This window comes from Flavobacterium cheniae, assembly GCF_004363695.1.
Taxonomy (GTDB): domain Bacteria; phylum Bacteroidota; class Bacteroidia; order Flavobacteriales; family Flavobacteriaceae; genus Flavobacterium; species Flavobacterium cheniae.
Genome location: NZ_SNZC01000003.1, coordinates 21731 through 36511 on the forward strand (window position 1 = coordinate 21731; position 14781 = coordinate 36511).

16 protein-coding genes are annotated in these 14781 nt (G+C 32.9%); 5 read left to right on the plus strand and 11 right to left on the minus strand.

Translation table 11 applies throughout. The features are described from left to right. Position 1 precedes the first annotated feature (1 nt). From C8D80_RS08820 to C8D80_RS08835, 4 genes are all read left to right on the plus strand, one after another. On the plus strand, positions 2–967 hold the full coding sequence (locus C8D80_RS08820) for a Kelch repeat-containing protein (protein WP_133609508.1): 966 nt from the start codon (positions 2–4) through the stop codon (positions 965–967). A gap of 218 nt (positions 968–1185) precedes the next feature. Continuing rightward, a complete protein-coding gene (locus tag C8D80_RS08825; protein WP_133609510.1) occupies positions 1186–1869 on the plus strand; it encodes an SDR family NAD(P)-dependent oxidoreductase in 684 nt (227 codons plus the stop codon). A gap of 2 nt (positions 1870–1871) precedes the next feature. Continuing rightward, positions 1872–2474, plus strand: coding sequence for a SprT-like domain-containing protein (locus tag C8D80_RS08830; RefSeq protein WP_111567004.1), 603 nt, complete (start codon positions 1872–1874; stop codon positions 2472–2474). A gap of 27 nt (positions 2475–2501) precedes the next feature. Next, positions 2502–3557: a mannose-1-phosphate guanylyltransferase gene (locus C8D80_RS08835; protein ID WP_133609512.1), complete on the plus strand. Its 1056-nt coding sequence runs from the start codon at positions 2502–2504 to the stop codon at positions 3555–3557. Between the two features lie 2 nt (positions 3558–3559). Here the strand turns inward: C8D80_RS08835 and C8D80_RS08840 are convergent, their stop codons facing one another. The 7 genes from C8D80_RS08840 to gcvP form a co-directional block, all read right to left on the minus strand. Next, positions 3560–4330: an ABC transporter ATP-binding protein gene (locus C8D80_RS08840; protein WP_133609514.1), complete on the minus strand. Its 771-nt coding sequence runs from the start codon at positions 4328–4330 to the stop codon at positions 3560–3562. Beyond that, positions 4330–5076: an MlaE family ABC transporter permease gene (locus C8D80_RS08845; RefSeq protein ID WP_133609516.1), complete on the minus strand. Its 747-nt coding sequence runs from the start codon at positions 5074–5076 to the stop codon at positions 4330–4332. The genes C8D80_RS08840 and C8D80_RS08845 overlap by 1 nt, the downstream gene beginning before the upstream one ends. A 65-nt stretch (positions 5077–5141) precedes the next feature. Continuing rightward, the gene (locus C8D80_RS08850; RefSeq protein WP_133609518.1) at positions 5142–5990 is read right to left on the minus strand and encodes a glycosyltransferase; all 849 of its coding nucleotides are present in this window, start codon (positions 5988–5990) and stop codon (positions 5142–5144) included. A gap of 4 nt (positions 5991–5994) precedes the next feature. Then, a complete protein-coding gene (locus C8D80_RS08855) occupies positions 5995–6519 on the minus strand; it encodes a class I SAM-dependent methyltransferase (RefSeq protein WP_133609520.1) in 525 nt (174 codons plus the stop codon). 67 nt (positions 6520–6586) lie between these two features. Next, the gene (locus tag C8D80_RS08860) at positions 6587–7645 is read right to left on the minus strand and encodes a 3-oxoacyl-ACP synthase III family protein (RefSeq protein ID WP_133609522.1); all 1059 of its coding nucleotides are present in this window, start codon (positions 7643–7645) and stop codon (positions 6587–6589) included. Between the two features lie 134 nt (positions 7646–7779). Continuing rightward, positions 7780–8151, minus strand: a complete 372-nt coding sequence (locus C8D80_RS08865; protein ID WP_133609524.1) for a group III truncated hemoglobin — start codon at positions 8149–8151, stop codon at positions 7780–7782. Between the two features lie 126 nt (positions 8152–8277). Beyond that, complete coding sequence (gene gcvP / locus C8D80_RS08870; protein ID WP_133609526.1) at positions 8278–11121, minus strand: aminomethyl-transferring glycine dehydrogenase; 2844 nt, start codon at positions 11119–11121, stop codon at positions 8278–8280. 195 nt (positions 11122–11316) lie between these two features. On the opposite strand from gcvP, the gene C8D80_RS08875 reads away from it, so the two are divergent. Next, positions 11317–12111: a UbiA prenyltransferase family protein gene (locus C8D80_RS08875; protein ID WP_317125876.1), complete on the plus strand. Its 795-nt coding sequence runs from the start codon at positions 11317–11319 to the stop codon at positions 12109–12111. Between the two features lie 2 nt (positions 12112–12113). Here the strand turns inward: C8D80_RS08875 and C8D80_RS08880 are convergent, their stop codons facing one another. The 4 genes from C8D80_RS08880 to C8D80_RS08895 form a co-directional block, all read right to left on the minus strand. Next, positions 12114–12500, minus strand: coding sequence for a hypothetical protein (locus C8D80_RS08880; RefSeq protein ID WP_133609528.1), 387 nt, complete (start codon positions 12498–12500; stop codon positions 12114–12116). An 11-nt stretch (positions 12501–12511) separates the two neighbouring features. Further along, positions 12512–12856, minus strand: coding sequence for a hypothetical protein (locus tag C8D80_RS08885; RefSeq protein WP_162845060.1), 345 nt, complete (start codon positions 12854–12856; stop codon positions 12512–12514). Next, positions 12853–13764, minus strand: coding sequence for a TIGR01777 family oxidoreductase (locus C8D80_RS08890; protein ID WP_133609530.1), 912 nt, complete (start codon positions 13762–13764; stop codon positions 12853–12855). The genes C8D80_RS08885 and C8D80_RS08890 overlap by 4 nt, the downstream gene beginning before the upstream one ends. A gap of 397 nt (positions 13765–14161) precedes the next feature. Then, the gene (locus C8D80_RS08895; RefSeq protein ID WP_008254547.1) at positions 14162–14665 is read right to left on the minus strand and encodes a GbsR/MarR family transcriptional regulator; all 504 of its coding nucleotides are present in this window, start codon (positions 14663–14665) and stop codon (positions 14162–14164) included. Positions 14666–14781: the final 116 nt, after the last annotated feature.

Below are 14781 nucleotides of genomic sequence, written 5' to 3' on the forward strand. Positions count from 1 at the left end.
TATGAAAAAGTTTTTAAAATCGATTGTATTGGTTGCTGTAACATTGACTATTAGTTCATGTAGTGATAATGATGACAATCAAACAAATGACAACATGAGTTTTACTCAAGTTTCAACCTCTGGTTCATTGCCATTAGGTTTGAGAGGACATCAAATGATTCAATTTAATAATAAATTATGGATAATTGGCGGAACTAATGATTCCAATACTATTACTAATACGGTTTTAAATAGTGTTGATGGAATTGTTTGGAATTTGGTAACCACAACTGGCGATGCAATTCCAGCAAGATCCTATCATAAATGTATTGTCTTTAATAGTAAATTATGGATAATCGGTGGATATGATGGTAATGGGCGAAGTGATGTTTTTTCATCTACCGATGGTGTAAACTGGGTTGAAGAAAGTACAAACGTTGCTTTTGGTAATCGTTATGCGTTTGATGTTGTGGTTTACAATAGTAAATTATGGTTAATTGGAGGTGTAAGCGGAAATAATACGAATGTTCATAACGATGTTTGGTCAAGTACAGATGGTGTTACTTGGACAGAAGAGGAAGATTTAACTTCATTTGAAAAACGCGGTCATCATAAAGCATTTGTTTACGATAATAAAATGTGGATTTGCGGTGGTAATGGTAACGGAAATACGTATGGAGACATTCAATCTTCTTCAGATGGAATCAATTGGACACAAGAAGTAATATCAGGATTTGAACCTATTTACGGACATCAATTAGTAGTAAAAAATGATGAATTCTATATTTTAGGAGGTCGCGATTCGAATTCTTATTACAATACTATCCTAAAATCTACTGATGGTAAAAATTGGTCAGAAGTTGAGGTTTCAAATCCTTTTCCAGCAAGTTGTTATCATCAAGCAGCTCTATTTGATGGCGATATTTTTGTGTATGGAGGTTCAGATGGAAGTTCTTTAAATGTTTCTAGTATGTGGAAATCCAACTAAAATGATTTGTCATGAAACAACTTTTTTCATCCATAGATAAATACAGATTAGAGTTATTGCTTTTGTTGTTATATATTCTAATAGGTTTGGTTATTGTTGCTATTGTATAATTTAGTTTGTTAATCTAAATCCCGAAATTTCTTCGGGATTTTTTTTATTCCTATTTTTACAAAATAATCACTTTGAAATAGAAGATTAACGAACACAAAAAAAATAAAATTGTGAGTAAAAATATCATCATCACTGGAACTTCTCGCGGAATTGGTTACGAATTAGCTTTGCAATTTGCAAACGCTGGACATCAAGTATTAGCTATTTCCCGAAAAACACCAAAAGAGTTAATCGAAAATCCAAATATTACGTGTTTATCAATTGATATTTCAAATCCAGAAGAATTGCTTCAAGTGGAAAATTTTATCAATAGAACTTGGAAAAAAGTAGATGTTTTAATTCACAACGCAGGAAGTTTGTTGCATAAACAATTCACACAAATTACTTCAGAGGAATTTCAAAACATTTACAAAGTCAATGTTTTTGCTGTTGCCGAATTGACAAAAATCTGTATTCCATTCATGGAAAAAGGAAGTCATGTAGTAACAATTAGTTCTATGGGCGGCATACAAGGAAGTATGAAATTCGCTGGATTAGCTGCATATTCTTCAAGTAAAGGAGCTGTAATTACCTTGTCAGAATTATTAGCAGAAGAATACAAAGAACAAGGAATTTCATTTAATGTTTTAGCACTTGGAGCTGTAAATACCGAAATGCTACAAGAAGCGTTTCCGGGTTACGAAGCACCACTTTCAGCGAAAGAAATGGCAGATTACATCTTTAATTTCGCCTTAACCGGAAACAAATATTACAACGGAAAAGTATTGCAAGTTTCATCTTCAACTCCTTAAAATTGAGCGAAGTTTTACAAAAATACCTTCCTGAACACGCAGTTCATCATTGTTTTGAGTTAATCAAAGCGAATCATGTGCATCTTAAAATCGTCAACGAACGTCAAACGCGTCATGGTGATTATCGAAAAGATGCGCAAGGTTATCATTTGATTACAGTGAATGCAAGTTTGAATAAATACCGATTCTTAATCACATTAATTCACGAAATAGCCCATTTGGTAGCATTTGAAAAATATGGTCGAAACATAAAACCACATGGCGACGAATGGAAACTCACTTTTCAACGCATGATGGTGCCTTTTATTCGACCTGAAATATTCCCAAATCAATTGTTACCATTGCTTGCCAAGCATTTTAGAAATCCGAAAGCAAGTAGCGATACTGATGCAAAATTAGCTATCGCATTAAAGCAATTTGACCAAAAAGAAACCGATAAAAATTATATCTTTGAAATTCCGATGGGAAGTCATTTTAGAATTCACAATGGAAAAATTTTTAAGAAAATAGCATTACGAGTTAAGCGATACGAATGTTTAGAAATAAGTTCTGGGCGATTATATCTTTTTCAACCCAATGCAGAAGTAGAATTGTTGCCGAATTAGAAAAGCAATAAAAAAATCTTTCAAAAAATGAACAAAAATTATTACGCAATATTAATGGCTGGTGGAGTTGGTTCTCGTTTTTGGCCTGTGAGTACAACTGAATTTCCTAAGCAATTTCACGATATGCTAGGAACTGGCGAAACGTTGATTCAAAAAACGTTTACGCGCTTGTCTCAAATTATTCCTAAAGAAAATATTTTAATTCTTACTAATGAAGATTACAATAACATAGTTTTAGAACAATTGCCAATGGTAAAACAAGAGCAGATTATTTTAGAACCTGTAATGCGAAACACTGCTCCTTGTATTTTGTATGCTTCGTTGAAAATAAAAAAACAAAATCCAGATGCAATTATGGTAGTAGCGCCATCAGATCATTGGATTGAAGATGAAGTGCAGTTTTGTTCTAATTTGCAACACGCTTTTGATTTCTGTGAGCGCGATGAAAACTTAATGACTTTGGGAATTTTACCAACATTTGCCAACACTGGTTACGGTTATATCGAATTTGATAAGTTAGATTCGAGACCAGTTAAAAAAGTAAAACAATTTCGCGAAAAGCCAGATTATGCTACAGCAAGAAAATTCATTCAAAGCCGAAATTTTCTTTGGAATGCTGGAATTTTTGTTTGGAGTGCTAAAACGGTTTTAAAAGCCTATGAAGAGTTTCAGCCTGTTATGTTTGCGCATTTCATGAATGGTTATGAAGCTTTAAATACACCAAAAGAAGCGGCTTTTATCAAAGATAATTATCCTTTAGCTCAAAATATTTCGGTCGATTATGCAATCTTGGAAAAAGCGCAGAATGTTTACGTTTTACCTGCTACTTTCGATTGGAATGATTTAGGAACTTGGGGTTCATTATATGATAAATTACCAAAAGACGAACAAGAAAATGCAGTTGTAAATGCAACCGTTTACTTAGAAAATGCAACTAATAATATCATCAGAACTGAAGGGAAAAAGTTAGTAGTGATTGATGGTTTAACTGATTACATTATAGTTGACAAAGACGATGTATTGTTGATTTATCCAAAAAATAAAGAGCAAGATATTAAGCAAATAGTTTCTAAATTAAAATAGTACTATTTCACATCATCTTCCAAGTACATTTTTCTTACACGCTTGAATAACTCAGAAGAATAAACAAAATCGGTAACGGCTTCGTTATCGGTTTTGAAGATTTCTTTATTGCTTCCTTCCCATTCCAATAATCCGTTTTTTAAGAAAACGATTTTCTGACCAATTTCCATTACAGAGTTCATGTCGTGAGTGTTAATTACAGTAGTAATGTTGTATTCTTCCGTAATTTCCTGAATCAAATTGTCAATTACAATAGCAGTTTTTGGATCTAAGCCTGAGTTAGGTTCATCGCAAAATAAATATTTCGGATTATTTACAATAGCTCTAGCAATTGCTACACGTTTTTGCATTCCACCAGAAATTTCAGACGGACGTTTGTGGTGTGCGTTTACCAAATGAACTCTATCAATAACAAAATCAACACGCTCTTTAATTTCTTTTGGCGTTTTATTTGAGAACATTTTTAAAGGAAATCCAATATTTTCTTCCACAGTCATTCCGTCAAATAAAGCACTTCCTTGGAATACCATTCCTATTTCGGTTCTTAAAGTTCTTTTTTCGTCGTTTGAAAGTTCTGAATAAATTCTGCCATCAAATGAAATTGTTCCGCTATCAGGAGTGTGTAAACCTAATAACGATTTTAAGAAAACAGTTTTTCCCGAACCACTTTGTCCAATAATAAGATTGGTCATTCCAGCTTCAAAACGAGTAGAAACGCCTTTTAAAACGGTTTGTTCGCCAAACTTTTTTACGATGTTTTTTACTTCAATCATTAGCTCAATAGGAGTTGGGTTAATATAAAGTTCATTAAAATAATTACTACCGATGTCCAAACGAAGGAAACAGTACTTGCTTTACCAACTTCTAAAGCGCCACCTTTCATGTAATAACCGTGAAAGGAAGGAATAGTCGCAAGCAATAAAGCAAAAACAATAGTTTTTATAAAGGCATACGCAATATGAAACGGAATAAATTCGGTTTGAAGTCCGGTAGTGAATTCAAAACTAGTGGTAAAACCGCCATAAACAGCAGCCATCCAGCCTCCAAAAACACCCAAAAACATACTCAATCCAATTACGAACGGATATAAAAGTAAGGCGATAATTTTTGGAAAAATCAAATAGTTCAATGAGTTAACTCCCATAACTTCTAGTGCGTCAATTTGCTCCGTAACGCGCATGGTTCCAATACTTGATGTAATAAATGAACCCATTTTACCTGCCATAATAATGGAAATAAATGTTGGAGCAAACTCTAAAACCACCGATTGACGTGTTGCAAAACCTATCAAATATTTAGGGATTAAAGGATTGGTTAAATTTAATGCAGTTTGAATTGCCACAACTCCTCCAACAAAAAAGGAAATAAAAGAAACTATCCCTAGCGAACCAATGATTAAATCATCCACTTCTTTTAGGATTAATTGTTTCATTACCGACCATTTAGTAGGCTTGTTGAAAATTTCTTTCAACATGATAAAGTATTTTCCTATTTGCGATAAGTAGCGAACTAGCATCATATTATTTAATGTTCAGTGATCAGTTTCTAGTATTCAGTAAAAATACTATATTTTTTTGGAATAGGTTAAAACAACTTTTCTTTCATTTTTTTCCAGCGGTAGTTTCTGAAAAATTTGGCTTGTTCAGGAGTTACAAATAAAGGTTTTCCAGAGGATTTTGCTTTCCAAAACCCCATTAAATAGTCTATAAATAAAAGAGGTTTGCCTTTTCGCATTGCCAATTTCAATGAGGAAATAGCAGTGATGATAAATCCATAACCTAAACTGTAAAAAGCTTCTCCTTGTTTGTAACGTGCAGCTTTATTGTAGCTTGCGCCAGTTGGTTTTAAGTGTTTTACGTGTAAACTTGAATCAGTAACTACTTTCCAATTATAGAATTTACAAAGCAATTCATCAACTGTGTCCCAACCCATTGCAGGTTTTAATCCACCAATTTGTTTGTATGTTGCTTTTCGATAGGCTTTTAAGGCTCCACGGATATGATCTTTATCGGTTAGATTTTCTAAAACCCAATCCCCATTTTTTTCTACATAACAAAACCCGCCAGCCATTCCAATTTTCTCATCTGATTGAAAGTGCTTTATAATCGTTTCGAAATAGTTGTTTGGAAAAATCAAATCGGCATCTACTTTTACAATGATGTCGTAATTGTCATCAATGTGTTTTTCGCCTTCATGGAATGCCTGAATTACTTTACTTCCTGGAAGATGAATTGCGTCAGATTTTTTATTAACTAAAGTAATAAAAGGATATTTGGAAGCAAATTCAGAAACAATTTCTGGAGTTTTATCAGTAGAATTATCATTGACCACTACAACTTTTGCCGGCAAAATCGTTTGTTCTACTAACGATTGCAAAGTCAAACTCATAAAAGCTTCTTCGTTGTAAGCGGGAATGATAATGTAGTATTTCATCTAACTATTTTACTTTTTCAGCGTAAACCAAATAATATCTCGGTGTAAACCATCTTAATAATGGTCTAAAACCAAGTTTCTTAACAGGATGTGTGAATTTTACTCGGTCAACAATTTTATATCCTGCTTTTTCCAAAAGCCAATCCAATTGCCAATCTTCAAATTCGTGATAATGTCTGTCCCACATATCGGTTTTACTTCGATAAGCTGGTGAAAACCACAAACGTAATGGAATCGAAATTAAAATTTTATCTGCTTTTACGTTTTGTAAAACAGTGTAAGGATTTAGTAAATGTTCGAAAATTTCAAAACCTGTAAACACATCGTAATTTTCTTCTTGAAGCGCTGATTGATTGTTGTCAATGTCTTCGCCCTTTGTGTTGATAACAGAATAGCCATTATCTACCATGATTTTTGAAAAAGGATTTGGAACGCCTAAATCAAAAATGGTTTCAGAAGTTTTGATGTGTTTTTTTAGAAAATCTAAAGTGATATTGAATCGTTTACTCGGATATGTTTTCTCGTACATTGAAATAGAAATTGGAGTACAAATTTACTTTTTTCTTTGAACATCCAACTTCGAACATCCAACTTTTTTACATCTTGTACACAATTGCGTTAATATTCATTCCAGCTCCAACAGAAGCAAAAATAATAACATCGCCTTTGTTTAAATTTTGTCCTTCTAATTCTCCGTTTACAATTAAATCATATAAGGTTGGAACCGTTGCAACACTAGAATTTCCTAATTTGTGAATACTCATAGGCATAATTCCAACTGGTGTTTCCATCTTGAATAATTTGTAAAAGCGATTAATGATGGCTTCGTCCATTTTTTCATTTGCCTGATGAATTAAAATTTTCTTTACATCGGTAATAGGAATTCCACTTTTCTCTAAGCAAGAAGCCATTGCTTTAGGAACATTAGAAAGGGCAAATTCGTAAATTTTTCTGCCATACATTTTGATGTAGCGAATATTTGGGTCTTCATTTTTATTAAACGAATTTCCAAAATATAAAAACTTAGCTTCGTCAAAAGAAAAAGTAGCGGATTCATGAGCTAAAATTCCGCCTTCATCATCAGTAGCTTCAATAATTGTTGCTCCAGCGCCATCCGAGTAAATCATGCTGTCGCGGTCGTGTTTGTCTACAACTCTTGATAAAGTTTCAGAACCAATAACCAAACATTTTTTAGCCATTCCGGCTTTAATATAGGCTTGTGCTTGAATAACAGCTTCTATCCAACCAGGACAACCAAAAAGAATATCATAAGCGACACATTTAGGATTTTTAATTTGTAATCCATATTTAACACGAGTGGCTAAACTTGGAACAGTATCTGATTGAATTGTATTTGTTTGAATGTCACCGTAGTTGTGAGCTAATATAATATAGTCTAGAGTCTCAGGATCAATACCTGATTTTTCAATTGCTTTTTTTGCAGCAATTATTGCCATGTCAGAATTAACCATGTCGTCAGCGGCATAGCGTCGTTCTAGAATTCCAGTAATTTCAACAAATTTCTCCGCAATAATATCATTTGTCATATTAAAAGCAGTGCCGTCTTCATTTAAAAAATCATGTTGAGCAAAATCAGAATTCGTAACTTTTTTAGTTGGAATATAGCTTCCTGAACCTGTTATTTTAATATTCATAATAGTTATTGTTAATGTAACGAAATTATCAATTATTTTTTAACATAAAATAAAAACGTATGTTTTTTTGCGCTAATTATTGAATTGTCAATTTAAGCTCAAAATAATACGAAATTGACTTTTTTTAGGGGTATTTACGAAAATTTTATCTGCATGATTGTCGCCATGCTTAACGCTTGTGTTTTCATTTGTTCGGCATATTTACCTTCAAAATATTCATCAATCGTTGAATTAAAATGATATAGCCAAGTTTCAAAGTGTTCTTTTGTAAACTCCTGTTTGTCATGAACCTCTTTATGAATGGAAAACATATTGTTGTAATAACCACCTTTCAAAAACAACGATTGTTCCCAAAAAGTTGCCAAAATCTCAAAATGTGTTTCCAAATGTTGGTCAACTGATGTTACTTTAGTAAAGAAGAAATTAATCGAATCATCCGCTAAAAGTTTGTCATAGAACTTTCTTATGATGAATAGAATGTCTTCTCGAGTTTCAATGTCTTTCATTTTCAGATTTTATAATCGTACAAATTTACAACAATACTTCTTGAAGCAAGTGACTTTTGTCATGTTAAAAAAAAATCCCAAAAACCTGAATTGGAATTTGGGATTTTAAATATTGGAAATTTATTTTTACATATATGCTTCAATTGGAGCACAAGAACAAACTAAATTTCTATCTCCATACGCTTCATCAACACGACGAACCGTTGGCCAGAATTTATTCTCAGCAATATAATCTAATGCAAACGCCGCTTGTTCTCTTGTGTAAGGGAAAACCCATTCGTTAGCTGTAACCATTGCTAATGTATGAGGCGCATTTCTTAAAATGTTATTGGCATCCTCTTTTGTTGAAGCTTCAATTTCTTTACGAATTGAAATCATCGCATCACAAAAACGATCTAATTCCGCTAAATCTTCTGATTCTGTAGGTTCAATCATTAAGGTTCCAGCAACTGGGAAAGAAACCGTTGGCGCATGGAAACCATAATCCATTAAACGTTTTGCAATATCTGTTACTTTGATTCCTTTTTCTTCGAAAGCTCTACAATCTAAAATCATTTCGTGAGCCGCTCTTCCCATTTCTCCAGAATATAAAACTGGATAATGTTCGTCTAAACGCGCTTTCATGTAATTTGCATTTAAGATAGCGTATTTAGTAGCGTTTGTTAATCCTTCAGCGCCTAACATAGTTATGTAACCGTAAGAAATTAAACAAACTAAAGCCGAACCATAAGGCGCAGACGAAATAGCAGTGATTGCTTGGCTTCCTCCTGTTGGAATAACTGGATTAGTTGGTAAGAATGGAACTAATTTTTCGTTCACACAAATTGGTCCAACACCAGGTCCACCACCACCGTGAGGAATAGCGAATGTTTTGTGTAAGTTTAAGTGACAAACATCAGCACCAATAGTGGCTGGATTTGTTAATCCAACTTGTGCATTCATATTCGCACCATCCATATACACTAAACCACCATTATCGTGAATAATTTTCGTAATTTCAATAATAGCACTTTCAAAAACTCCGTGAGTTGAAGGATAAGTAACCATTAAAGCAGATAAGTTGTCTTTGTGTAAGATTGCTTTTGCTCTCAAATCTTCTACATCGATATTCCCATTATCCATGGTTTTTGTTACGATGATTTCCATTCCTGCCATAGCAGCAGAAGCTGGATTAGTTCCGTGAGCAGAAGCTGGAATTAAACACACATTTCTGTGGTTATCGCCTCTTGATAAATGGTAAGCACGAATAGCCATTAAACCAGCATATTCACCTTGAGCACCTGAATTTGGTTGTAACGTTGTTCCTTGGAAACCTGTTACGACATTCAATTGTTGCTCTAATTTTTTCAACATGATTTGGTAACCTTCTGCTTGTTCAATTGGTGCAAAAGGGTGAATGCTGTTCCAATTTGCCATCGATAAAGGCAACATTTCTGCAGCAGCATTTAATTTCATAGTACAAGAACCTAATGAAATCATTGAGTGATTCAATGATAAATCTTTACGTTCTAATTTTTTGATATAACGCATCAATTGCGACTCTGAATGATGGTTGTTGAAAACCTCATGTCGTAAGAAAGTTGATTTTCTTACTAAGCTTTCAGGAACCATAACTTCATTAGCTAATTGACTAACTGTAATTTTATCTTTTCCAGTAGCTTCAGCAAAAATAGCGATGATTTGGTTGATGTCGTTTACCGAAGTCGTTTCGTTAAATGAGATCGAAACCGTTTCTGTATCTGGATAGAAGAAGTTTACTTCGTTTTTCTCAGCAATTGCTTTTACTTTATTCGCATCAGCTTTTACTAAAATCGTATCGAAGAAAGCGGTATTCGTTTGATAAACACCTAATTTATTTAAAGCATCGGCAGTTGTAACCGCAGAAGCATGTACTTTATTAGCAATATATTGTAAACCTTTTGGCCCGTGAAAAACAGCATACATTCCAGCCATAACAGCTAATAAAACTTGAGCTGTACAAATGTTAGAAGTTGCTTTTTCACGCTTGATGTGTTGTTCACGAGTTCCTAAAGCCATACGTAATGCGCGGTTTCCGTTTACATCGATAGAAACACCAATGATTCTTCCTGGCATTGAACGTTTGTATTCTTCTTTAGTCGCAAAATAAGCAGCGTGTGGGCCGCCATAACCCATTGGAATTCCAAAACGTTGTGTAGTACCAACTACAACTGCAGCTCCCATTTCACCTGGAGAAGTTAATTTTGCTAACGATAAAATATCAGCAGCAACTGCTACTTTAATTTCGTTTTCTGCAGCTTTTGCGATGAATCCTGCATAGTCATAAACTTGACCATATTTTCCAGGATATTGTAAAATCGCACCAAAGAATTCTGTTGAAAAATCGAAAGTTTCGTGATTTCCAACTACTAATTCAATATTTAACGGAGTAGAACGTGTTTGTAAAACCGATAAGGTTTGTGGTAAAATTTCTTCCGAAACGAAGAATTTCGTCACATTATTTTTCTTTTGATCGCGAGTTCTTACATCAAAAAGCAACGCCATTGCTTCAGCAGCAGCTGTTCCTTCGTCAAGTAAAGAAGCATTTGCGATTTCCATTCCTGTTAATTCGATAACCGTAGTTTGGAAATTCAAAATCGCTTCTAAACGACCTTGTGCAATTTCAGCTTGATAAGGTGTGTAAGCTGTGTACCATCCTGGGTTTTCAAAAATATTTCTTTGAATAACCGCCGGAACGATTGCTGGGTGATATCCTAAACCAATGTATGATTTGAATACTTTATTTTTCTTTCCTAATTCTTGAATGTGAGTTAAATACTCATACTCAGTCATGGGAGCATCTAAATTTAAGTCGTTTTTTAAACGAATATCATCTGGAATTGTTTCGAAAATTAATTGGTCTAAAGATTCTACACCAACCGTTTTAAACATGTGATTTAAGTCACTTTCACGTGGCCCTAAATGTCTCAAAGCGAATGCATCTGTTCTCATTTATTAAAAATGTGTATGTGTGTTATTATGTGTTGTTTTGGTCAACAAAAGTAATTATTAATCTTGTAATAATTTGTTTTTAAAATGTGAAATTTTGTGATTTTATCAACTAAAATAGAGTCTTATTAACAGATTGATTATTTTTGTTGAATGGTGGTTTTAAAGAAAATTCTCGATTTTTACATCAATAGTAGTTTGCATGTCGCATTATCCGCTTTTGCTTTAGTGTCCATGACGCAATATTTCTTTGGTGTTGAAGGGGATTCATCGGTTGCTTTTTTTGCTTTTTTTGGAACAGTAGTTGGCTATAATTTTGTGAAGTATGATGCTATCGCAAGGTTAAACAAAACCGAAATCAAAAATGAACTCAAAGTCATCGTTTTTTTAAGTTTTATTTCGTTGTTGGCTTGTTTTTATTTTTTCTTGCAATTGAGTTGGGAATCAAAACTAAGTGCTTTTGCTTTTTTTGGACTTACACTTTTATACACATTACCTTTTTTTCCAAACAAACAAAATGCCCGAAATTGGAAAGGTGTAAAAATCTACATTGTTGGAATTACTTGGGTTGGAGTAACTGTGATTTTACCTTTGTTAGAAGCTGAAATTCCGTTTACAATGGATGTACTTTTGATGGCTTTTCAGCGATTTTTATTAGTTTTCTCAATAGTTTTGGTATTTGATATTGTAGATGTAAAACATGACGACATTCATTTACAAACCGTTCCGCAGAAAATAGGAGTGAAGTTGACGAAAAAACTAGGTTATCTCTTGTTGTTTTTACTCTTGATTTTAGAATTTTTCTATACCAATAATCATCAGTTTTTGCCTTTCTTTTTTAAGCTTTTGGTGTGTGGAACAATAGCAGTTTTTCTCTTTTTTGCAAATGAAAACCGTTCACGATATTACGCTTCATTTTGGTTAGAAAGCGTTCCGATTTTGTGGTGGTTGGTGTTAATCCTGACAGGTTTCAAAAACCTGTCAGGATTGTGAACTTACCCATTAATCACAATTCGTTGTTCTACTTGTGCTTGACTTGCTTTTCGTTTTCCTCTAAAGAAGAAATATAGGTTTAAGAACAGCATCAAACCCAAATAAATTGAAAATCCGCCAATTTTATAACTTAGTTTTTCAATTAGGACTTGATAACTATTGTCATACATGTTCATTTCTAAAATCATAAGAGCAAAACCTAAATTCAGTAAATAAAATCCGGTTTCGAATAGTTTGTTGGTGGCGTTGGCAATTTCTTCTCGACCTTTAAATATGTCCAACATATAAATTTTACTGTTTTTAAAAAGTGTTTTTGAAACATAGTAGGTTAAAAATAAAGCAATTGGAAGATAAATTGCATAGCCGATTAAAATTTTTGTAGTTTCCATAATACGTGTGTTTAAATTAATTTTTTGATGTAATTTGTTAATAAAATAATGTTGATGTAATGCATCACGGCAATCGCAATAATAATGAAAGCCGATTTTGAGGTAATCACTTCAATGAGTTGCGTGATACTTTCAATTTGTTCCCAAGAAATTATCGTCATCGCACAATAACCTATGTTTAACAGATAATATCCCGTCAAAAGCAATTGATTTATTTTATGACACAAATCTTCGTGATTGGGAATCAATTGCGAAACGAAAATATTTCCATTGTTGTAGCAAATTCTTCCAACTTTCACAATGATAATGCCTGTGATGCTGAAATAAATTAGGTAGGCGATGATGTTGAGGTTCATGACAAGAGATTTTTAAACGTTTTATCTAAATCAGCATATTCAAACTCAAAGCCGTTTTCTGTTAATCGTTTTGGGATGACATTTCTACTTTTTAAAACTAATTCGGTTTCTGTTTTGATGAATTTTGCTCCAATTTCAAGCATTGATTTTGAGATTAGTAATCCAAACGGAATTCCAATTGCTTTTTGAAGTTTTTTCATGAATTCTTCATTTCGAATCGGTTTTGGAGAAACTACATTGATGCTGCCTGAAAGTTCTTTTTCGATTATAAATTCAATAGCTCTAGCGAAATCTTTTTCATGAATCCAACTGATGAATTGCTTTCCATTACCGTTTTTTCCACCTAAACCAAATTGAGTTAATTTCTTTAATGGAACAAATGCTCCGCCATTTTTACCGAGAACGATAGAAGTACGAATCGCTGTTTTTAATGTGTTTGGAGTTTCTACAACAAAGAATGTTTTTTCCCAAGATTTGGCAACGTTCATAGAAAAATCATTACCAATTTCTCCTGTATATTCATCCATCTCTTTATCTTCTGAATGGCGATAAATAGTTGCAGTTGATGAGTTTATAAAATGTTTTGGAGGATTTTCACATTGTAAAATGGCTTCGTTTAAAATTTTGGTACTATCAATTCTTGAAGCTAAAATTTCGGCTTTATTTTTTTCGTTATATCTACAATCAACTGATTTTCCAGCTAAGTTTATGACAACATCTGCTTTTTCTAACTCTTTTTCCCAACCTGAAAATGATTTAGCATTCCAATTTACATATTTGATTTGGTTCTTAATTTCAGATTTTCCTCTAGTTAAAATTACAATTTCTTCAAATTTATTTTTGAAATGTTGGATTAAAACGTTTCCTAAGAACCCGGTTCCTGCTGCGATGATTAGTTTATTTTTCATTTTGCTTTGCTATTTTATTTAATGTGATTGTAAAATATATTGCAATTGTCATTGGTAGGATCATTATAGTTGTAATCAATATTATGTAATTGTCTAAAATACTTTTCTCTTCTAAAAACAGGTATGTGGAAAAGGAAAAATATAAGAAGACATAAATCCAATAATTTATAATTTGATATTTGAGTTTTTTCACTAGTCTTTTAAAGTTGAATGAAATATATAGAGCAATACACAGTTGAGTGAACCCAAGTAAAATCTGCGCATATAAACCAAATAGGATTGTAAAGTCTAATATTATTGTTATTATTAATAGAGCTTTATTAATTTTATTAATCATTCTCATATTGTCTATTGTTTTAAACTTTCAGAAATAATTGAAAGTTTTGATTAAATTTTTTTACTTCATGATTTTAACAACCAATTTTGCCAACCAATTGTCTTTGTATTCTGTGATTTTATCCAAAACGTTATCGGCTTTTAAAACGAAGTCGTACAATTTTGTGGTTTGATCTACGAAATGTTTTTCGGCTTCTGTGTTGTCTGATTGAATAGATGAAACTTCTTTTAAAACTTTCAAGGCGGGTTTGATTTCGCGTTTGCTTCGTTCTCTTGAAATTTTTACGGCCAATTCGTCTAAATCTTTTTCCGCTGTGAAAAATTCACGTCTTTCGCCTGCTTTGTATTCTTTGTAAACGATGCCCCAGTCCATTAAAGCTCTTAAATTCATAGAAGCATTACCGCGCGAAATTTGTAATTCTTCCATAATGTCTTCCATAGAAACAGGTTCGTGTGAAACCATCAATAACGCATGAATCTGTGCCATGGTTTTGTTAATGCCCCATTGAGAACCTAAAGCTCCCCAGGTTTGTACGAATTTATTTTTTGCTTCTTTGAATTCCATTTTGATGGTTATTTCATTTTGATAGGACAAAGATATATAAAAGTTTTTAAACTTTCAAAAAAAAATGAAAGTTTGTTTTAAAAAGAAACCGAAGTGTTTAATTTCGGTTTCTAAAT

Bases quoted from the DNA above. Each gene is read 5' to 3' on its own strand.
- C8D80_RS08820 (WP_133609508.1), top strand. From the start codon at position 2: ATGAAAAAGTTTTTAAAATCGATTGTATTGGTTGCTGTAACATTGACT.
- C8D80_RS08835 (WP_133609512.1), top strand. From the start codon at position 2,502: ATGAACAAAAATTATTACGCAATATTAATGGCTGGTGGAGTTGGTTCT.
- C8D80_RS08840 (WP_133609514.1), bottom strand. From the start codon at position 4,330: ATGATTGAAGTAAAAAACATCGTAAAAAAGTTTGGCGAACAAACCGTT.
- C8D80_RS08845 (WP_133609516.1), bottom strand. From the start codon at position 5,076: ATGATGCTAGTTCGCTACTTATCGCAAATAGGAAAATACTTTATCATG.
- C8D80_RS08850 (WP_133609518.1), bottom strand. From the start codon at position 5,990: ATGAAATACTACATTATCATTCCCGCTTACAACGAAGAAGCTTTTATG.
- C8D80_RS08855 (WP_133609520.1), bottom strand. From the start codon at position 6,519: ATGTACGAGAAAACATATCCGAGTAAACGATTCAATATCACTTTAGAT.
- C8D80_RS08860 (WP_133609522.1), bottom strand. From the start codon at position 7,645: ATGAATATTAAAATAACAGGTTCAGGAAGCTATATTCCAACTAAAAAA.
- C8D80_RS08865 (WP_133609524.1), bottom strand. From the start codon at position 8,151: ATGAAAGACATTGAAACTCGAGAAGACATTCTATTCATCATAAGAAAG.
- gcvP (WP_133609526.1), bottom strand. From the start codon at position 11,121: ATGAGAACAGATGCATTCGCTTTGAGACATTTAGGGCCACGTGAAAGT.
- C8D80_RS08880 (WP_133609528.1), bottom strand. From the start codon at position 12,500: ATGGAAACTACAAAAATTTTAATCGGCTATGCAATTTATCTTCCAATT.
- C8D80_RS08885 (WP_162845060.1), bottom strand. From the start codon at position 12,856: ATGAACCTCAACATCATCGCCTACCTAATTTATTTCAGCATCACAGGC.
- C8D80_RS08890 (WP_133609530.1), bottom strand. From the start codon at position 13,764: ATGAAAAATAAACTAATCATCGCAGCAGGAACCGGGTTCTTAGGAAAC.
- C8D80_RS08895 (WP_008254547.1), bottom strand. From the start codon at position 14,665: ATGGAATTCAAAGAAGCAAAAAATAAATTCGTACAAACCTGGGGAGCT.